Source organism: Microbacterium sp. UBA1097, from assembly GCF_002313585.1.
Taxonomy (GTDB): Bacteria; Actinomycetota; Actinomycetes; order Actinomycetales; family Microbacteriaceae; genus Microbacterium.
On record NZ_DCBW01000029.1, the window covers coordinates 1 to 20,177 of the forward strand.

The window sequence follows — 20,177 nt, forward strand, 5'->3', positions numbered from 1 at the left end:
AACAACGTCCCTGGACATCACACCAGCCCTCTCGCGATCAGAGCAGCAGCAACCGCGAGTCCCGCTTGCCCGCTGCCGACGACGATCGCTCGCCTATGCGACAGTCTTGTCCGCATCACTCTTCACCGTTCACCGCTGCTTCGATGGCGTTCTCGAGGTCGTCCAGCTGCTGCAACTGGAGCTGCTCGCCCTCGAGGAAGAACGTCGGCGTGCTGTTGACGCCGAGCTCCTGCCCCGCGTTGAAGTCGAACTCGACTCGTTCGAGCGTGGCCGGATCTGCGATGGCGGCGTCGTACGCGGCCATGTCCAGGCCGATCTCCTCGGCGAAACCACGGAAGAGATCAGCGCGGGATTCCTGAGCCTCGCCCCACTCCGCCTGCGTCTCGAACAGCCGGTTGTACATCTCCTCCAGCCGATCCTGCTGGGCGGCGGCCTCTGCGGCGAGAGCCGCGTTCGTCGAGTTGTAGTGGCCCGGAAGCGGGAAGTAGCGCACCACGTAGGTGATCTCCCCGGCGTACTTCTCGCGAAGATCCTCCACGATCGGGTAGAACATCCCGCAGGCCTCGCACTCGAAATCGAGGAACTCCACGACCTCGACCGCACCTTCCCCGCCGTCGTCGAGGATGTGCGAGCTGGCGTCGACGACAGCCGGGGGCTCGTCCGTCTGGCTCTCCGGTGCCTCGGGTGACGGAGTCGTCGAGCCTTGGTTGTTGATCATCACATAGATGATCGCTCCCAGCACGAGGACGACAACGAGTACTGCAGTAATCAGGATCGGACGCGCGCTGCGACCAGTGGCGCGCGGCTTTCCAGAAGGGTTCATCAAGTACTCCAAACAGGATCAAACGGCATGGAACAGGCCCCAGGCGGATACCCGGGTGCGAGGTGCCGTCCGCACAAGACGGCATGCCGAATGTCAGGTTCGGGAAAGACCCAGCTGTGTCAACGACAGTGCCCCGGTCGGGGCAACGATGATGCGTGCCGGGACGAGCGAGGGGGCAGCCCATCGAGGAGCGAGATACACGACTCCCCGTCGGCGCGAGAGCATCCGGGCGAAGATCACGAGGACGAGTCCGCACAGCACGCCGAGAGCGCACAGAGCGACCCCGACAAGGACGCCCGCTGTGCCGGCATCGGCGGCGCCTGTCAGATACTCGTCGACGGAAGTCCCGGAGTCTCCCGGAGCAACGTGCGGATCGAGGAGTGTGCTCGCCATGAGCAGTGAAGACGAAGCCCCCTCGCTCTCGGAATGTGATGCACCCGCTGCCCCCAGAAGCAGGAGGAGAGCCAAACCGACTGCCGTAATGATCCTCGTTATCAGAAGCTGCTCGCTGAGCACCTTTGAGGGTTGCACTTGAGTCGAGGACATCATCCCTGCAAGGGTACCGTGCCGACCTTTTGAGTCTCCTCTACGGCGGCGGAACCTGCTCTATAAGCAGATGCTGTGAAGACGCATCCCGATTTGACCTGAGCGAATCAGACTATCTACCGTTACAAATCAGTAACGATCGGGGTCTGCGATCGAGATGAGCATTCTGCTCCGCCGGAAGGATCACCATCATTTCAGGGCTACCCGAGCACGCATCCGTAAAGGCGTCGACGTCGTCGACAGACCCTGGCTCCCCTGATCGCCCCCTCCTTCGTCGCGATCTCCGTCGCCAAGGCCGCCCGAGGTCGCAAGAAGCCACCGCGACCCGCCAAGCCCCCGTCATCCCGTGGCACGGACCTGAAGCCCATGTACCAGTAGCGTCTGCGACACCTCCCCGCCGCCCACACGCCCTGAGCCCGTGGGCACAAGCGAAGGCGATCGGAGCCGCCCTCGCCGTTAGCGTGATGATCACCGGCGCTGCCCTTCCGGGAACATCCGACGCGGAACCAGAGCAGGTCGAGGCAGCGGTCACCGTTGACGCACAGTCCTACACCGCAGGAGAAGACATCCGCGTCGAGGTCCTCCCTCGCGGAGACTTCTCCGCAACGACGGAGGAGGAGATCGCCGCGTCTCGCGCCCAGGCGATCACAGCCGCTGTCGCGTCCGGCCGGCCCCTCTCGACAGCTGTAAACCTGCCAACAGCTCAACAGGTTCTCATGCCGTTGACATCCGGCACCTACTCCCTCAGCGACGGGTTCGGCGCCTCACGTCCGGGTCGCTCGCACATGGGTCAAGACCTCGCGGCGTCAGTCGGGACGCCCATCTATGCGGCTGTCGAAGGCTGTGTTTCGCTCTCAACCGAGAGCAACAGCGGCTACGGCGTGAGCATTCAGATCGAGAGCCTGCTCAACGGAGAGACGGTCAGCACCCTCTACTCACATCTGAACAATGGGACCCGCGCGGTGGAAGTCGGGGACTGCGTTGCTCCCGGCCAGTATCTCGGCGACGTCGGCTCAACCGGCTACGTCTTCGGATCCTGCCTGCACTTCGAGGTCCACATCAACGGCCGACCCATCGATCCCATGCCGTGGCTCAGGGAGAACGTGGAGTGAGATGAGTTCGGCTCCGGAGGCGGACTGAAAAAGCGACCTACTGAGGTCGCACAGCGCGTCGACGGCCGTAGGGAGGAAGGATGATCCGCCCGAGGCGTCCCTCCTCAGCGGCCGCAGCGCATTACCGGGCCACTCCCCATCTCGTACATTCGCGGCGTGGCCTATGTCGGCAAGCTCGAAGCCAACATCTCGCAGAAACAGGGCAGTGTCCAGCAGGATGCGAGACACTATCGGGAATGTGGAACCCCCCTGGTGCCGCAATTCAGGTGGTGGCCTTCATGTTTTCTCGGCTGGGATGACCCCGGGAACGAGAAGACGGTCTGGGACTACTGCCTCACCGTGCTGCGCCCCTATCTGAACTGACCCAACACACCCCACCTGAGCGGACATATCAACGGGCAACTCTTCATCGCCCAATAGAAAGTGAGCACGCCATGACTAGAGAAGGTGGCGCGACCGATTCAGTCGTCGGCATCAGAGAACTGTTCGAGAGCAAGGTCACCAGCAGCCAAGAGCTGGGCGCGTCGATCGCGCTCGATATCGACGGCCAGCGGGCTATCGGTTTCTGGGGCGGCTACCGCAATCCCGAGCGGGCCACCCCCGGGAATCGTGAGACTATCGTGGACGCCTTCCCGACTACCAAGCTCGTAACTGCCCTGGCAGTGCTCGTGCTCGCCGACCGCTGATGGCGCGCCGTGCGCAGCTTCGCGGCTACGCGAGAGGACTTATTCGAGACCAAGCACGACCTGCCGCTCCCTCCGCCCCTCGGGGTTACGGTCTCCTACCCAGCGATTCAGATACCAGGTGACATCGCGGCCATCGAGATGGTGCGCACGATCCCCTCAAGCCGTACCGTTTTCCGGCATGCGAAGGTGATCAACGTCGTCGAGGGCTCTTGCGTCTTCGAAACCGCTGAGAGCAGGCACGTCCTGCACCCAGGCATGTCGCTGGCACTCGGCACCGGCAAGTGGTGCCGAGTTCGGCCATCGCCCACAGTACGCTTCTGGGCCGTCTACTCCGACGAACGGTTCTGGCGCACCCAGATGGCATGGTTCCTCCCCGATGCAGAGCGAGTGGTCGCAGGAGTGCACCCCCTCGAGTGGGACGGCCGCGCGATCATCCTTGCACCGGGTATTGCTGCGCTGCGGCAGGTCGAGCCGCTATGGCGACAGATGAGCGTCCTGCGTAGCGGGACCCATTCGCCCGAAGTCGTCGCGACTCACACTCTCGAGCTTCTCGCACGATGGATGCGGCTGCTACTGCCAACTTTTCTTGATGAAGGATCCGACACCCCCACAACACCGTGGACGCCCATCAATGGACGACTGACCGACACCGGATCTATCGGCTATATCGGTCGAGCGATCCAGTTGCTTCGCGGGCGTATCGCAGAGCCGTGGACCGTTGGAGCACTCTCACGAGAACTCTCACTTTCACGGACCCACCTGACCCGTATGTTCGTACAGCACGCCGGCGCCGCCCCAATGCGCCTACTCACTGAACTCCGGTTGACCGAATTCGCGCGGCTCATCGAAGAAACAGACATTTCCGTGATGCGTGCCGCGAGCGAAGTCGGGTGGAGTGACCCGCGCGTCGCATCCCACTGGTTCCGCCGCCGCTACGGCATCACGCCGACACAGTACCGACGAACACCACACACGGTTCCTGAAGATCGACAAGGCCACGCTATCTCTGTCAACGACTCAGCTCGGTGACTCGACGTCATTGTCCCAACGAACTTTCCCACCAGGTTCGCGGAGAGTGCTGTCGACGGGTCACCTCGGCCTCTCCTACCGCTACTCGCCGCATGAACCGTGACTCTCCACGAATGGCCCACGTTCGTCATGTGCATCTCGACGGATGCGCCGCAGGCCAGTAGACCGGACCAGACACGTCGGGTTCGTTGTGGAGCCTGACGGTCGGCACACCGTCCGCCATCCGTCCTCGCTCCGCTGATCTCCCCGGCGCACCTCATGGTCGCAAGGCCGTCCGCATCTTGCGGGAGACCTGGGAAGGAGTAGCGCATGGCTATGGAGGCGATACGGGACGAAGCTCGCACGACCTGCCACGGGTTCGCGAAGGTCATGACCAACTTACGCCAGCGGCGGTCGGCCGAAGCTGGGGGCCGCGAGTTCGCTGCGGCATGTCCACTGGCGGAGGCGGTGACGGTCGAGCATGAGCGAAGAGCAACACTCATGGCAGACCCGTCGCCCGAGTGCAAAGGATCGGTTCCGTGCCGCGAAGAGGGTTTGGGGTCGCGGTCACACACCTATTGGTCACCTCGTCCTAAGGAGTTGACCTCATGAGAGAGCCTTCATCTGAACCACTTCCCGACTTCACCACCGGCGAAGGGCTCCGTGTCCTGCTGGAGCAGCTCACCGCCGAGCGGCTCTGGCGCACGCACCCCGCCGCCCGCGCGTTGATGCTGTATGCGCAGGAGAAGTACCTTCCGCTGGCACGGTCCTGGCACCGTGACCCCGCCGATGCTGCGTATGAGGCGTTCATGGCGATGCGGACGCCGGCGATCCGCCGTGCCGCGGACCCGTGGGCGGCGATCACTCGCGCGGTGGAGCTTGGCATCGCCGCCGAGGTGCATGCCGAACGTCTCCTCACCTCAACAGACAAGGCACGCAGGCCTGATCAGCGTCCCGACGAGTACCCGATGCGGGCCGGCCACTACGAGACGTTCTTCTACCATGTGCTCGCCGCTGCGACCCCGCCGGCCTCACCGACCGTGGCTGTGGAGAGGGTGGTGCGGTCCGCGTCGGTGTTCCTGGTGACCACGGGCTGGCATTCTCGCACCATTGAGACCGCGGTGGAATACATCTGCCATCGTCTCACGACTCTGGCGAGCACCCAGTCCGGGATCGACGTGCTCCGCAAAGACGACGCGATGCGGCAACGGCTCGGGTTCTCCGCCCGCGACTGGAACGGGCTGCTGCGTTTGCTACTCGGGCCGCGGTCAAAGAAAGAAGCCACCGGAGCCGACCCCGCACGGCTGGGGATCTTCGCGCGGCTGCTGCTCGGCGACCGCACCGAAGACCTCCTCGCGGATCAGCAACTCGCCGCCATCTCCCGCAAGTTCACGCGAGGGACCGCCGCATGAACACCACGGCGTCCGCGAGCGAGCAAACTGTAGCCCAGTTCCCCATCGAGAGCATCGTCCTGGGTCGCTCCTACCGGCGTGAGCTCGGTGACCTGACCGACCTGACCACGTCGATCCAAACGCTCGGGTTGCTGTGCCCGATCGTGGTCACCGTCGACAACGTTCTCATCTCTGGGCGGCGGCGTCTGGAAGTGATGCGGCAGCTCGGGCACACCACCGTGCCCGTCTGGGTGGCAGCGGAAGTGTCCGACAAGCTGCGCACCCTCCTCGCGATCCAGGACGACAACCTGCTCCGCAAAGACCTCACGCCGACGGAGAAGGCCGCCCTCTACGCCGAATACAAGACGCTGCTCGCGGAAGAGAACGCCCGACGCCAAGCCGCAACCAGATTCGGCGCTCCCCCGCTCCCTGGCACCGACGACACCGCAGAACCCGACATGGACGGCGAGGTAAGGGAGACGATGATCGTCGGCTCGCGCCAGTCGGGTGAGGGCGGTGGTTGGGAATCACAACCACCGTCCAAGCGGAAGTCCCGCGTCCAGGCGGCGCAAGCCGTCACGGGCCGCGATTCGTCGCAGCAGCTCGAGCAAGTCCTCGCCCTGCAGCGCCTGGCAACCAGCGACGACGAGGACGAACGCGTCCGTCAGGCCGCCGCGGAAGCCGTCGTCGAGATCAACACGGACGGTAAAGTCCATGGCCGCTTTCACGAGGTGATGGCGTTACGCGGGGTGTGCTGGCTCGAGAAGACAGCCGTGAACGAGACCGCGACTCCGGCGGTTCGTGAAGCGGCAGCCGAAGAACTCGAAGCGCTCCTGATGATCGACCGGCCCGTGGAGCGCTCTCGAGCGGCGACGAGTGCCGTCAACCGTATCCGCAAGCTCGCCCTCACCCCTGCACCGGTGGCCGTAGACGGTGAGGAGTCTGCGTCGGCTGAAGAAGTGCGTGGCCGCTATCACTCCCGCAGGTTGGTGGACATTCTGCAGAAGGCCGAGGGGTGGTGGGAGATCAACGACGCTGCCCTCGTCGGGCAGTACGCGACCGCCGAACAGTGGGAGGCGATCACTAGTCACCGGGAGAAAGCCACCGCGTTTCTCGACGCCGCCGCCCACGCCCGCGCCTCCGCTCCTCTCAAAGCAACCGGATGATCCTCGGGTTGGGGTGCGTGGTCCGCACCTGCACAGCACACGCGAGACCGCATCCGCTGCTGTGAAAGGACACCCTCCCTCATGTCACTGGACACCACCGGCACGGCCCCGCGCAAGCGGGGCCGTCTGCTGTTGATCAGCCTCACCGCCGCAGGCCTAGTCCTGCTCACCCTCGCAGGCGTCGGCATCTACGGCCTCATCGCACGCCCCCACGAAAACCCCGAGACCACGACACCACCTTCACAGACTGAACCGTCAGTCCCAGCACCGTCGTCTCCTGCTGACCTCGCACCGTTACCGAGGACGAATGACCCGATCCGGTATGCCGAAGCCGTCGCTGAAGCGCTCTTCACGTGGGACACCGCAACTGGGCTGCGCCCTGCCGACTACGGGCAGGTGCTCCTTACCGACGCGGACCCGTCCGGGACCGAAACCGCGGGCCTCGCTTCCGATATCGCCACCTATTTCCCGACAGCGGACGTGTGGCGGCAGCTCACCGGCCACTCCACCTCCCAAACCATCACCATCGAGAACGCGACGGTACCTGCCGCGTGGGAGGACGCTGTCGCGCAGGACCGATCGGCGACGCTCATCGACGGGATGACCGCGGTCACCATCGACGCCACCCGTCACCGTGCCGGGGGTACGAGCGAGCATGAGATGACCAGCGATCACCCGGTCGCCTTCACCGTGTTCCTGGCCTGTCAGCCTGCGTTCGACCGGTGCCATGTGCTGCGCCTGTCCGAGCTCGACAACCCCCTCCGCTAAGCGAGAGGGGCCAGTGTCGTGCTGAAGAAACTCCTCGCTGGACTCGCGATCGCCGTGTTGTGCTTGGGGCCTGCGAGCGTCCTTGTCGCGGTCGGGGTGCTGATGAATCCGGCCGCGAACGCCTCCTGCACGACTGGGTCGTCGCTGCAGGTGGGGCCGATCCCGGACTCGCTGGATGTGACGACGAAGGACGGGGTGACGTTCACGCTGAACAAGACGCAGCTCACCCACGCCGCCACGATCATCACCGTCGGCGGGCAGACCGAGGGCATCGATACCCGCGGGGTGACGATCGCGCTCATGGCCGCGCTGACCGAGTCCACGCTCCGGCAGCTGGCGAACACCGGCACGTACCCCGAATCCGGTGACTACCCGAACGATGGCGATGGTTCCGATCACGACAGCCTGGGCTTGTTTCAGATGCGCCCCCAGTCCGGGTGGGGCACCGTCGCAGAACTCATGGACACCACCTATCAGGCACGCGCGTTCTACGGCGGTCCCACAGGACCCAACTATCCCTCCCCCAGGGGCCTGCTCGATATCCCCGGCTGGCAGTCGATGGATATGGGTGAAGCCGCCCAAGCCGTGGAAGTGTCCGCGTACCCGGACCGGTATCAGAACTATCAGCCCGTCGCCGAAGCGATCCTCACCGCCCTCACCACCCCTTCGAAGCCCAGCGGCAGCGGTGAGACCGGGACGGTGGCGGAGACCTCCCGGATCGTGTTCCCGCTCCCGGAAGGTTCGTGGACGAAGACGAGCGATTGGGGGTGGCGGGCAGACCCGTTCACCGGGGAACGCGACTACCACGGCGGCACCGACTATGCCGCAGCCGACGGTACCCCGATCTATGCGGTCGCTGACGGGCGGGTCGTGTGGTCGGAGTTCAACGGCGGCTACGGCGGGCTCGTCATCATCGAGCACACCGTGAACGGTGAAGCGGTCCGCTCCGCCTACGCGCACATGTGGTCGCACGGCATCCACGTCACAGAAGGACAGACCGTCACCGCCGGCACCCACATCGGCGACGTCGGCTCCTCCGGCTACTCCACCGGCCCACACCTGCACTTCGAGATCCGCCCCGGCACCACCGGCACCGAATCCATCGACGCCGACAAGTGGCTCCAAGAACACGGCGCCACAGAATCCACCGGCAGCTCCACCACCGGTCCCGGGTGCGCCCCCGCCGGTACCGGATCGGAGGCGAGCGAATACACCGGAGACGGGGCCGCGATGGTCGAGGACCCGTCGGGGACCGGCGGGCAAGTCACCGCCCGCACCGCGCACATGGTCACCCAAACCCGCAACGCCTTCCCGGACACCGGGTGGGCGTGCTACTCCCCGAGACCCGGCCAGAAATCAGACCACCCGGAAGGGCGCGCGTGCGATGTCACCGTCGGGAACCAGATCGGCTACTACCCCAGCAGCGAGCAGACCGCCTACGGGTGGCAAATCACCGACTGGCTCGAAACCAACGCCGACACCCTCGGAATCTCCTACCTCATCTGGCAGGGGAAAATCTGGTCCCCCGTGCGCGCAGACGAGGGATGGCGGCCCTACACCGGCGGCGGCATGCACGACCCCGGGGACGTCACCGGAGGCCACTTCGACCACATCCACATCTCCGTGAAAGAAGGCTGATCCCGCATGCCCCACACCAGCTACCGCCTCGCCGATCGTCTGGCGGCTGACGTGTTCCCCGACTTCGGTGCCGTGAACGGTGCCACCGAGATCGAAGAGATCATCGGGGCGCTGCTCACGATCGTGCTAATCGTCGCCGTGCTCATGATCATCGTCTGCGCCCTCACCTGGGCAGTCGCGTCGGCGAACGGGCATCACCAGGTCGCCACAAAAGCCCGCATCGGCGTATGGACCGCGCTCGGCGCGGCAGCCCTCGCCGGGGCAGGAGTCGCGTGGATGAACTGGCTCCTCACCCTCGGCAGCAACCTCTAACACACGCACCGCACCTATCGGGCGGGACGGAAGACCCTTCGCGGTTCTCCGCCCCGCCCTTTCGCATGCACCAGATGCGCGGGTCGTGGGGCGTGTGGGTCGCACCTGTGCGGTACCCCGTCCGATCACGGACAGGGACGTACCGCCTTGTGACCCCATTGAAGGAGCAACCCCGTGTCCGTCATCCTCGACCTGACCGCCCAGACCCTCCCCCAGCTCGCCGCGCTCGTCCCGATGCAGGTGGACATCGACCCGAACAGTGACGGGCTCCCCGGTATCAGCCAGCTGCGCACCATCGTCGGTGCCGTCATGACGATTGGGCTGATCCTGTCCGTCCTCGCCCTGATCGTCTCGGCGATCATCTGGGGCTTCGGCGCGAACAGCAGCAACCCGCATCTGGCCGGGCGGGGGAAGATCGGCGTCCTTATCTCCTGTGGGGCGGCCGTCATCTGCGGCGCGAGCGTGACCCTCATCAACTTCTTCTGGAACGTCGGCCAGTCCGTCTAACCGCCGCGATCCGGCTCACTGGAAGGAGGGATCTGCTGTGGCGTTATGTGACGTTCCCGTCATCTCCAATGTCTGTGATGCCGTCGGTGAGGGGGCCGCGACCCTGGTTGCGGCCCCCTTCGACTGGCTCGCACAAGCCATGGGGCAAGCGGCCGCCTGGCTGTTCGAAGGCGTCTGGTACATCTTCGACACCACCACCCTCGTCGACGTGCAATCCGCGGAGTACGTCGACGTCTACAACATCCTCTTCGGCATCGCCGTGATGATCATGCTCGTCTTCTTCTGCCTGCAACTGATCACCGGGCTCATCAGACGCGACCCCACCGCACTGTCCCGTGCCGCGTTGGGGCTCGCGAAAAGCGTGCTCGGGTCGTTCCTGATCATCACCCTCACCGCGACACTGCTGGAAGTCACCGACCAACTCACCATCGGGATCATCCAAGCCACCGGGAACTCGATGGAAGACATGGGCGACAAGATCGCCCTCCTCGCCGCTGGACTCACCGGCATCAACATCGCCGCCCCCGGCGTCGGCGCGATCATCACCATCTTCTTCGCCGGTCTTGCGATCACGGCGTCAGCGATCGTGTGGTTCTCGCTGCTGATCCGCAAAGCACTCCTGCTCGTCGCGATCGTCCTCGGACCCATCGCGATCAGCGGCGCGAACTGGGATGTTACACGCGGCTGGTTCGGGAAGTGGGCGTCGTTCGTGATCGCCCTGATCTTCTCCAAACTCGTCCTCGTCGTCGTGTTCCTCGTCGCGATCACCCAGGTGTCGCAGCCGATCGACTTCGACCTCGCCTCGATCGCTGACCCCATCGCGGGCATCGTGCTCATGTTCGTCGCAGCATTCGCGCCCTACATGGTCTACAAGTTCATCAGCTTCGTCGGCTTCGACATGTATCACGCCATGAGCGCGGAACAAGAAGCCAAGCAGTCAATGAACCGCCCCGTCCCCACCTCCCCGAAACCCTCCGGCGACGGACCACAAAAAGTCCTCGACGGAAAAAGCAACGGCGGCGGCGACACACCTGCCCCCTCCGGCGGAAAGCCCCCGGCGGGCGGAAGCACCACAGGTGGGAGCGCAGCCGGTGGCAGCTCCGCCGGAGGTGGAGCTGCAGCAGGGGGAGGCAGTGCCGCGGGCGGGAGCGCGGCAGGTGGTGGTGCAGCAGCGGGTGGTGCGGCAGCGGCAGGCCCGGTCGCGGCGGCAGTCATCGCGGCGAAGGTCGCGAAAGACTCCGCGACCGCTGGCCCCAAGCTCGGCCAGACCATCGGGAACGCCGCCGATCAGCACGCCACCGGCGCCGGGAACGACACCCCACCACCGGCAGCGAACACCCCGCAATCGCAGGGCCCGACTCCGCCGAAGCCGAACCCGCAAGCGCCGTCATCGGTGCCGGAGGCGAGTAGCCCGCCGCCCCCGAACACGGCACCGAAGGGAAAGGAGTAACCGTGGCCAAGCAATCCCCGCACAAGAAGCAGGACGAGTACCCGCTGTCGCCGGTGAAGTTCTCTCGCCTCACCCGGCGCGGCCTGATCCTCGGCCTGTCCTTGTCGCAGGTCATCACCGTCGCCATCGCCGGGGCCGTGTTCATCGCCTCCCTCTACGCCGGCGGCGGGATGATCCTCGCCTACACCGCCCCCATCTGGGTGACCTGCCTGGCGATCACGTGGATCCCCATCTCGGGCCGCAAAACCGTCGAGTGGATCCCGATCGCCGGGCACTGGGTGTGGCGCGTCACCGTGAAACAGACGATCTACCGGCTCCGCGTCGTCAAGCCCCGCCCCGCGGGCACGCTCGCGCTCCCCGGCGACATGGCGGCGCTTCGCCAATACGAGGACCCGGTGACCGGGGCGGTGATGGTGCACCACCCGCACGCCGCGACCCTGACCGCACTGCTCGAGGTCACCCATCCGGCATTCGTGCTCCTCGACCCCGGCGAGCAGGAACGCCGCGTCACCAGCTGGGGCAGGGTACTTGCCACCTGCTGCCGCTCCGGAAGGATTGCCCGGCTTCAGGTCCTGGAACGCACCCTCCCCGATTCCGGGACTGGGCTTGCGCAGTGGTGGGCCGAGCACGGCACCCCGGAGGACGAGTCCTGGACGTCGCGCACCTACGGGGAGCTCATCGACCGGGCGGGGCCTGCCGGGGAACGTCACGCGACGACGATCTCGATCGCCCTGGACATGAAGGCAGCATCCCGTGCGATCCGCACCGCAGGCGGCAGCATCAGAGGCGCCGCCGCGGTCCTGCGGCAAGAGATGAACACCCTCACCGCGGCCCTGCACGCAGCCGACCTGAAAGCCAGCGACTGGCTCACTCCCGGAAAGCTTGCCGTGATCCTCCGCTCCGCCTACGACCCCGCGATCGCCGCGACCCTCGAACGGTCCGGGAACCTCGGCCAAGACCTCGCCACCGCAGGCCCCGTCTCCGTCGAGGAAACCTGGGAGGGGCTGAAGTCTGACAGTGCGCACCACGCGGTGCTGTGGGTCAGCGAATGGCCCCGGTCACTCGTATATCCCGGGTTCCTCTCCCCGGTGCTGCTCGCGTCCGGGGTGCGGCGGTCGTTCTCACTCCTGTGCACCCCGGTCCGGTCCGACCAGGCCGCCAGGGACATCAGGAAGAAGAAGGTCGAATACATCTCTGACGCCGCGCAACGGCAGAAGATCGGGCAAGTCGAAGACGCTCAGCAGACCGCCGAATACCAGGACGTACTGCAACAGGAAGCAGATCTTACGAGCGGTCACGGCATCCTCCGCTACACCGGCCTCATCTCCGTCAGCGCCCCCACCAGTGAAGAGCTCGAAGCGACCGTATCGAAGATCGAACAAGCAGCGATCCAAGCCTCCTGCGAAACCCGCCGCCTCGTCGGGCAGCAAGCACAAGCGTTCACCGCCGCCGCTCTCCCCCTGGCACGCACGATCTGAACCAACCTCTGGGGCTTGGGTTTCCCACCTCCTTCCTGCACGCCGTTTGCCCGTCTTGGGTGGCGTGCAGGAAGGAGTCTTTTCGTGAACGCCACGAATCGTCGCGTCTACTCCAGTGTCCTGATCGGACCGGAGTCCGAACACCACAAGCAACGCAAGGCCCGCCGTAAGGCCGTCGCGAAAGTCCATGCCGACGACACCGCCGCCCGCAAAGCCGAAGCCCGCGCCCTACGCGAGCAGGAGGCTGCGGAGCGGCGGGCTACCACCTACCTCCCGAAGGCTGGGGAACCCGGCCCGTCCGCTCTGCGGTCGTATCGGGGTTTGCGGCTTCCCGCGCATCAGGACACCAGTGCCGTTCTCGCGGGCGCATACCCGTTCCTCGCAGAAGGGGGCCTCGGCCCGGAAGGGGTGTTCGTCGGGCAGGACATGTACTCCGGCGGCTCCTTCGTGTACGACCCGTGGGTGCTCTACAAGCGGGGCATCATCACTGCCCCCAACATCGTGCTCGCTGGCATCGTCGGTTCCGGGAAGTCGTCGCTGGCGAAGTCGCTGTACACGAGGTCGATTCCGTTCGGACGGCGCGTGTACGTGCCCGGGGACCCAAAAGGCGAACACACCCCTGTCGCGGAAGCCGTCGGCGGGAAAGCGATCGTCCTCGGCCACGGACTGCGCAACCGTCTCAACCCGCTCGATGAAGGCCACCGTCCTTCCGGGTTGTCGGATGTGGAGTGGCGGACGCAGGTCGCCTCGCGTCGTCGCGAGCTCATCGGTGCATTGGCGGAGACGGTGTTGGAGCGGTCGCTGTCGCCGTTGGAGCACACCTCGATCGATGTGGCCCTCGCCGCGGTCGTGGCGAGCAACGATGTCCCGATCCTGCCGATGGTCGTCGACCGCATCCTCACCCCACACCCAGATGACGACACCGACGGGCGGCTCGCCGAAGACGGGCGGCTCGTCGGGCACGCGCTGCGCCGTCTGGTCGCAGGTGACTTGCAGGGCCTGTTTGATGGGCCATCGACGGTCGCGTTCGACCCGACGTTGCCGATGATCTCTCTGGACCTGTCGCGGGTCGCGGAGAACTCGACGCTGATCAGTGTGTTGATGACGTGTTCGTCGGCGTGGATGGAGTCTGCGCTGCTGGATCCGAACGGTGGGCAGCGGTGGGTGATCTACGACGAAGCCTGGCGGTTGATGTCACATCCGGCGCTGCTCAAGCGTATGGATGCGCAGTGGCGGCTTGCTCGACATTACGGGATCGCGAACATGCTGATCTTCCACAAGCTCACCGACCTTGACAACGTCGGCGATCAGGGATCCGCGATGCGTTCGCTTGCGAACAGTCTGCTCGCGAACGCGGAGACGCGGATCATCTACCGGCAAGAAGCCGACCAGCTCGGCACCACCGCGCAAGCTCTCGGACTCACCGGCACCGAACAGTCCCTCCTGCCAGGCCTGGGCACCGGGCAGGGGTTGTGGCGGATCAAGGAACGCTCCTTCGTCGTGCAGCACCAGCTCCACCCGGACGAGTTGACCACCTTCGACACCACCACCCGGATGACCGGAGGCAAAAAATGAGCGAACATGAGACCTCACGACGCCTTCTTAGAAAGCAGCGCGCCCCGGAGAGCTCCGGGCAGCTGGCCGTGCCTGTCGTGCTTCCCCATCTGATCGCTCGCGTCAGCGAGGACGAGCGCGTCACGCTCACTCTCGACGGGGAGCCGGTCACGGCCGATCCGGTGGATCGTTCGGCGCTGGGTGGCATGCTCGACGGAATCCTTCGGAGCCGGCGTGTGCCGGTCCGGGTGGAGATCATCGAACGGGACGGCACCACCTACACCGATGTCCTCACCCCACCACCCCCAGCCCCGGAACCGGTACCTGACGAGGCAAGTGAAGTGGCCCCGGCGACCGACGCCGCCGGACGGTCTCGGGTGCCGGTGTTGTTCGAGGCGTCCAGTGAGGGCTTCATTCCCGGTGAGGATGTCGCCCTTGCGGTCATCATCCGTCACTCCTCCACGAATGGGGACGGGCACGTCCGGCATGTGGTCGAGGACCGGGAGCTCGCGCCCGGTGGTGAGGTGCTGCTATTCGGGCGGATCTCCGGGACCACGCACGTGGTGGGAGGGCTCGGATGAACCCGCACCAGCCCTCCCAACTCCTCACGAACCTGGGACTTGCAGCCCTGGCAGGCTTCGCCGCCCTCGCCGGGCTCTTCCGCCTGTCAGGAACCATCACCGCGTTCCTCACCGGGCATCCGCAACCCGCCGGTGGCCCCGCAACCGGGCTCGGGGTGCTGTTCACCCTGGCAGACCCCGGCCAGGCGATCGGCGCTCCCGACCTGAACCCGTTCGTCTACTGGGCCGTCCTCGCCCTCATGCTCGCGCTGCTCGGGACCTTGGCGTGGTGGGTGTGGCGTCTGATCGCACGCGCGAAAGAAACCAAGGCGCAAGACCCGCGCCTCCTGAAAGGTATCGCGACACCACGCGAAGTGGAAAAGGTCGCATCCGCGAAGACCCTCGTCTCCCGTGCCAGCACTTACCGTCCTTCCCTCGAGCACCCGACCGCCGCGGATGTTGGCTATGTGTTGGGCAGGTCGAAGGGGCGTGAGGTGTGGGCGACGGTGGAGGACTCGATCCTCCTGATCGGCCCGCCCCGTTCAGGCAAGGGCCTGCACATCGTGATCAATGCGATTCTCGACGCGCCCGGCGCGGTGATCACGACCTCGACTCGGCCCGACAACCTCACCGCGACGATGCGTGCACGACAGCGGGTGGGGCCGGTAGCGGTGTTCGACCCGCAGCACCTTGCAGAGGGGCTGCCTGCGGGGATGAAGTGGTCGCCGGTGCGGGGATGCGAGGACCCGCTCACGGCGATGATCCGCGCGACCGGGCTTGCCACGGCCACGAATTTCGCCGCGGTGTCTGGAGGTGACTTCTGGCAGGGGAAGACCGCCTCCGCGATCCAGGGGCTCCTCCATGCCGCCGCCCTCGACGGCCGCGACGCCGCCACCCTCTACCAATGGGCGCTCAACCCCACCGCCGCAGCGGACGCGGTACGGATCATGCAGTCCAATCCGGCTGCAGCTCCGGGGTGGGCGGAGTCGTTGGATGCGATGCTGCAAGCCGACCCGAAAACACGCGACTCGATCTGGCAGGGCGTCTCCCTCGCCTTCAGCGCGTTCGCCGATCCCCGCGTCCTTGCTGCTGTCACACCGGGGCCTCGCGACCAGTTCGACCCGGAGACGTTCATCAGGGATCGCGGCACCTTGTATCTGTTGGCGACGGGTGCGGGCGCTGGGGCGTCGTCGGCGTTGGTGGCGGCGTTCATCGAAGACCTCGTGGAGACCGGGCGGAAGATCGCCGCTACCTCACCCGATACCAGGCTTGATCCGCCGATGCTGCTCGCGCTCGATGAGATCGGGAACCTCGCACCCCTGCCCTCGCTCCCTACGCTCATGGCCGAGGGCGGGGGTACGGGGATCACGACGTTGCCGGTACTGCAGTCCCTCGCCCAGGCCAGGGAGAAATGGGGCGAGAACAACGCGAACGCGATCTGGGATGCCTCGATCGTGAAGATCATCCTCGGCGGCGCCTCCAACTCCCGCGATCTGCAGGACCTGTCGTCGTTGATCGGGGAGCGGGACGAGATCACCGACTCCGTCACCATCGGTGAGCAAGGGCACCGCTCCGCGCAACGCTCCATCCGCCGCGTCCCGATCATGCCACCGGACGTCATCCGCACCCTCCCCTTCGGCACCGGGGTCGTGATGCTCCGCACCGCCCGCCCCATCGTCACCGACCTGCGCCCCTGGCCATCAAGGAAGGATGCCGAGCAGCTCAAGACCGACCGGAAGAACATCGAGAAGCTCATCCGCGCCACCTAACCGGCACCGCTGCCCTCAGAGGTTTGGGGCTCGAGTAGCGCACCTGTCTGGTGTTCCCCGCCCAATCCAGGGCGCGGGGGCACCAAACATTTTCGTTGTTCATCAGGAAGGACCCCAGTTCTCATGGCTATCAAGACGTCGCAGGCGATCAACGGCTTCATCTCCGCCGACCCCCGCCTCACGTTCTCCGAGTCCGGGCAGGCGCGCTTCTACGCCCGCGTCGGCATCAACCACTACGAACCCCAGCAGGACGGGTCGTTCCGCAAGCTCGACCCGACCTACCACGACCTCATCCAGTTCGGGAAGTCCGCCGAACGCTCCGCCGAACGGTATGTCAAGGGCGACGACATCATCGCCCAGGGCTACACCCGCGAATACACCCGCGAGATCAACGGTCAAGAGCGCACCGACGAGCAATTCGTCGCCAAACGGATCGCCCCCGACCCCAACATCACCGACTTCACCATCGACCGGCGACCCTCCGCAGAACGCCAGGTGGAGCGTGAAGCCGAACGGCAGACAGAGCGGGAGGAACCCGACCGAACCGCCCAGCTCGGCTCCCCCACCCCGACCGCGACGCGGGAGACCGAGACTCCCGCGATGGAAGCCGCAAGCCGATAATCCGCAGGAAGGAGGTTGATCGTGGTGGACATCGACCCGACCCACAGCCCCGACCCCGGGGATCCAGACGTCGACTTCGAACCCGAGCATGACGAACCCGATCTCGACGAGTCAGGCGACGACCCCGACGAAGGCGAAGTCGGGGCCGATGCCCCCACACCGGCGATGGGCGGCGGTGACATGCCGCCCATCCCCCGCCCCATCAACTGGCGCACCCTCTCCTCCGACGACGCCGAGCACGAATGGCTCGCCCTCAACGAGTGGGTCAACTGGCTGCGGCACGAATTCGCGCTCCCCGCGCAAATCATCCCACCGATGTGGCACCGCCACCCCGAACTCGTCTGGGAACTCTCCGCCCTCCACACCCGTTGGCTCGGCTGCTACGACCCCGAACAAGACGCCGCCGGCCCCATCTCCTTCATGACCGACTTCGCCGCCGCCCGGACCAGGCTCCGAGAATGGGTACAGATCTCCGGCACACGCCTCGACCGCGACCGCCCCACCAGACAAACCACCTGGCCAGGCGAAGATCCCGCCCCTGCAAGCGATGAGGTGCCCATCACGGACCGAGACGCCGACTTCATCGACTTCGTCATGGACGATGTCGCTCGGCGCGCTGCCGCCGAGAACGCTTTCCTCCTCAGGGAAGAGCATCCATGACACAATTCCAGCCCATCAAGGAAGCCTCCGCGCCTCCCGGGGCGACCGCTCCTGCGTCACGGGGCGGGACTCTCGGAGTCCGCACCGACGACCGGCACCATCCCGACGTCACCCTTCTCGCCAAAGCAATCATTGGGCATGTCTTCGCTCACCGGTACGGGGATCGCGACACCGCCAATGAAGCGATGGCGTCCTACCCGATGCGGCACACCCCCTCCGCACGGCGACCGGCCAGCTGAGCGTATGCCAGTCCGCCTTCCATAGGGGCCTCGGCTACTGCGCTGCGATCCGCGGGCATCGTCCCTCCGCAGAGAAAGCGGCGGCACGGTAAACTGGCCCTAGGTACCCGCTCCGCACAGAGCGCCGCACCATCAACGTTTCGCCCCTCCCTCGGGGCCAGGCTCCCCGTCACACCATGGTGTGACGGGGATCAGTGTTCTCATCAGGACGTGCGGCTTCACCCTGATGAAAGGAACACCGATCATGCCCACCCCTACCGCACCCACTGCAGTCACTTATCTGCGTGTCTCTACCACCGAGCAAGCCCGGCGCGGTGGTAGAGACGAGGGATATTCTCTACCCGACCAGCGTCGCGCTGTCGAACGCAAAGCCCAGAGCATGGGCGCCGTCGTCGTCGAAGAGTTTGTCGAACCCGGAGAGTCCGGCAAATCTCTCTCCCGTCGCAAGGCACTCCTGTCATTGCTGGCGTACGTGAAAGAACACGACGTCGACTACTGCATCATCCCCAAAGTGGACCGCCTCGCCCGCAACCGTCTCGATGACGCGCTCATCCAGTCAGAGCTCACCAGCGCCGGGGTCGCTCTCGTTTCCGCAGCTGAGAACATCGATGCCACCCCCGCTGGACAGCTCCAGCACGGCATCATGGCGTCGATCTCCGAGTGGTACTCCGCCAATCTCGCCCAAGAGGTCATGAAGGGCCTCCGCACCAAGGCAATGAGCGGTGGCACCACGGGCAAAGCCCCCATTGGATACCGCAACGTACGCACCCGCACAGCAGACGGCTACGAACTACGCACCGTGGAAACCGACCCCGACCGGGCGCCACTGATCACCTGGGCGTTCACGGCCTACGCCACCGGCGACTGGACCCTCAACACCCTCCTCGATGAACTCACCATCCGCGGCCTCGTCACCGCACCCACACCACGCCGTCCGGCAAAGCCGATCCACGTCTCCACCCTGCACCGCACTCTGCAGAACCCGTACTACAAGGGCACGATCGTATTCGAGGACGTCGAGTACGAAGGGCAACATGAACCACTCATCGACCCCGGCACGTGGGAACAAGTCCAGACCGTACTCAAGGCCAACAACCTCGCAGGCGACAAGACCCAGACCCACGACCACTACCTCAAAGGGTCGCTGTACTGCGGCGACTGCGAATCCCGGCTGCTCATCACCCACGCGAAGAACAAGAAGGGCATCATTTACCCCTACTTCATCTGCTCCGGAAGGCACCGCAAAGCCACCGACTGCACCCGCAAGGCCATGCACGTCGACATCGTCGAACAGCTCATCATCAACCACTACGCACGCATCCAACCCAGCCCGGCATCCGTCGAAGAGCTCCGCGCGTCAATAACCGAAGAGTTCAGCATCCTCACCGCGCAAGCCCGGTTCGAACGCGAGGACCTCATCAAGCAACGAGGTGAGCTCCTCACTCAACGCGAGAAACTGCTCCAAGCGCACTACGCCGGAGCGATCCCCCTCGACCTCCTCAAAGAAGAACAGGACCGGATCGGCCCCGCACTCATCCGGCTGAACAGCCGGCTTGAGGCCGCTGAGTCTGACCATGCCGAGGCAGAAGCTGAACTCCACCAGGCGCTCGACCTGGCCAGCGACTGCCACAGCGTCTACGAGAAAGCCACCGACAGCATCCGCCGCCTGTTCAATCAAGCCTTCTTCGAGAAGATCTACATCACCTCAACGGACCAGGTCGTTACCGAACCCACAGTCACGTTCAAGAGCCTCCTTGCCGCAGACGCACACCACTTCGCAGCCGGCGCTGACCACGCTAGGGCGAAGCTGAGCCGGAACACAAACACCGGCCCGCATGCAAGCGGACCGGTGTTTGAACATGAAGCGTTTGGTGGACCTGAGGGGACTC

At 65.4% G+C, this 20,177-nt stretch carries 21 protein-coding genes; 19 read left to right on the forward strand and 2 right to left on the reverse strand.

Annotated elements, in window-relative coordinates; genetic code table 11:
• Positions 1-115 precede the first annotated feature (115 nt).
• Together B4F19_RS07325 and B4F19_RS07330 are read right to left on the reverse strand one after the other, a co-directional pair.
• Positions 116-823: a DsbA family protein gene (locus tag B4F19_RS07325; protein ID WP_292733716.1), complete on the reverse strand. Its 708-nt coding sequence runs from the start codon at positions 821-823 to the stop codon at positions 116-118.
• Between the two features lie 93 nt (positions 824-916).
• Positions 917-1,216 (reverse strand): hypothetical protein, encoded by a 300-nt coding sequence (locus B4F19_RS07330; protein ID WP_292733719.1) that lies wholly within the window; start codon positions 1,214-1,216, stop codon positions 917-919.
• A gap of 617 nt (positions 1,217-1,833) precedes the next feature.
• Here B4F19_RS07330 and B4F19_RS07335 point away from each other — a divergent pair.
• From B4F19_RS07335 to B4F19_RS07425, 19 genes are all read left to right on the forward strand, one after another.
• On the forward strand, positions 1,834-2,481 hold the full coding sequence (locus tag B4F19_RS07335; protein WP_292733722.1) for a M23 family metallopeptidase: 648 nt from the start codon (positions 1,834-1,836) through the stop codon (positions 2,479-2,481).
• Positions 2,482-2,637: 156 nt separating this feature from the next.
• Complete coding sequence (locus B4F19_RS07340; protein ID WP_292733725.1) at positions 2,638-2,844, forward strand: hypothetical protein; 207 nt, start codon at positions 2,638-2,640, stop codon at positions 2,842-2,844.
• Positions 2,845-2,915: 71 nt separating this feature from the next.
• Positions 2,916-3,167, forward strand: coding sequence for a serine hydrolase (locus B4F19_RS07345; RefSeq protein WP_292733728.1), 252 nt, complete (start codon positions 2,916-2,918; stop codon positions 3,165-3,167).
• A gap of 186 nt (positions 3,168-3,353) precedes the next feature.
• Entirely contained in the window at positions 3,354-4,196 is an 843-nt protein-coding gene (locus B4F19_RS07350; protein WP_292733731.1) for an AraC family transcriptional regulator, read from the forward strand.
• A gap of 587 nt (positions 4,197-4,783) precedes the next feature.
• A complete protein-coding gene (locus B4F19_RS07355) occupies positions 4,784-5,587 on the forward strand; it encodes a hypothetical protein (RefSeq protein WP_292733734.1) in 804 nt (267 codons plus the stop codon).
• Entirely contained in the window at positions 5,584-6,732 is a 1,149-nt protein-coding gene (locus B4F19_RS07360; RefSeq protein WP_292733738.1) for a ParB/RepB/Spo0J family partition protein, read from the forward strand. The genes B4F19_RS07355 and B4F19_RS07360 overlap by 4 nt, the downstream gene beginning before the upstream one ends.
• 81 nt (positions 6,733-6,813) lie before the next feature.
• Positions 6,814-7,500 (forward strand): hypothetical protein, encoded by a 687-nt coding sequence (locus B4F19_RS07365; protein WP_292733741.1) that lies wholly within the window; start codon positions 6,814-6,816, stop codon positions 7,498-7,500.
• A gap of 21 nt (positions 7,501-7,521) precedes the next feature.
• A complete protein-coding gene (locus B4F19_RS07370; RefSeq protein ID WP_292733785.1) occupies positions 7,522-9,138 on the forward strand; it encodes a M23 family metallopeptidase in 1,617 nt (538 codons plus the stop codon).
• Between the two features lie 6 nt (positions 9,139-9,144).
• Positions 9,145-9,450, forward strand: a complete 306-nt coding sequence (locus B4F19_RS07375; RefSeq protein WP_292733744.1) for a DUF6112 family protein — start codon at positions 9,145-9,147, stop codon at positions 9,448-9,450.
• 234 nt (positions 9,451-9,684) lie between these two features.
• Positions 9,685-9,957, forward strand: coding sequence for a DUF6112 family protein (locus B4F19_RS07380; protein WP_292733788.1), 273 nt, complete (start codon positions 9,685-9,687; stop codon positions 9,955-9,957).
• Positions 9,958-9,994: 37 nt separating this feature from the next.
• Positions 9,995-11,407, forward strand: a complete 1,413-nt coding sequence (locus tag B4F19_RS07385) for a type IV secretion system protein (RefSeq protein WP_292733747.1) — start codon at positions 9,995-9,997, stop codon at positions 11,405-11,407.
• A gap of 2 nt (positions 11,408-11,409) precedes the next feature.
• A complete protein-coding gene (locus B4F19_RS07390; RefSeq protein ID WP_292733750.1) occupies positions 11,410-12,885 on the forward strand; it encodes an SCO6880 family protein in 1,476 nt (491 codons plus the stop codon).
• 84 nt (positions 12,886-12,969) lie between these two features.
• Entirely contained in the window at positions 12,970-14,460 is a 1,491-nt protein-coding gene (locus B4F19_RS07395) for an ATP-binding protein (protein WP_292733753.1), read from the forward strand.
• The gene (locus tag B4F19_RS07400) at positions 14,457-15,020 is read left to right on the forward strand and encodes a hypothetical protein (RefSeq protein WP_292733756.1); all 564 of its coding nucleotides are present in this window, start codon (positions 14,457-14,459) and stop codon (positions 15,018-15,020) included. Before B4F19_RS07395 ends, B4F19_RS07400 begins: the two co-directional genes overlap by 4 nt.
• Complete coding sequence (locus B4F19_RS07405; protein WP_292733759.1) at positions 15,017-16,768, forward strand: type IV secretory system conjugative DNA transfer family protein; 1,752 nt, start codon at positions 15,017-15,019, stop codon at positions 16,766-16,768. Before B4F19_RS07400 ends, B4F19_RS07405 begins: the two co-directional genes overlap by 4 nt.
• Before the next feature lie 123 nt (positions 16,769-16,891).
• Positions 16,892-17,389 carry a single-stranded DNA-binding protein gene (locus B4F19_RS07410; protein WP_292733763.1) on the forward strand — a complete coding sequence of 166 codons (498 nt, stop codon included), beginning with the start codon at positions 16,892-16,894 and terminating at the stop codon, positions 17,387-17,389.
• 30 nt (positions 17,390-17,419) lie between these two features.
• A complete protein-coding gene (locus B4F19_RS07415; RefSeq protein WP_414683156.1) occupies positions 17,420-18,049 on the forward strand; it encodes a hypothetical protein in 630 nt (209 codons plus the stop codon).
• Entirely contained in the window at positions 18,046-18,288 is a 243-nt protein-coding gene (locus B4F19_RS07420; RefSeq protein ID WP_292733769.1) for a hypothetical protein, read from the forward strand. Before B4F19_RS07415 ends, B4F19_RS07420 begins: the two co-directional genes overlap by 4 nt.
• A gap of 244 nt (positions 18,289-18,532) precedes the next feature.
• Positions 18,533-20,177 (forward strand): recombinase family protein (locus B4F19_RS07425; protein WP_292733772.1); only part of this gene is annotated, 1,645 nt, incomplete at its 3' end.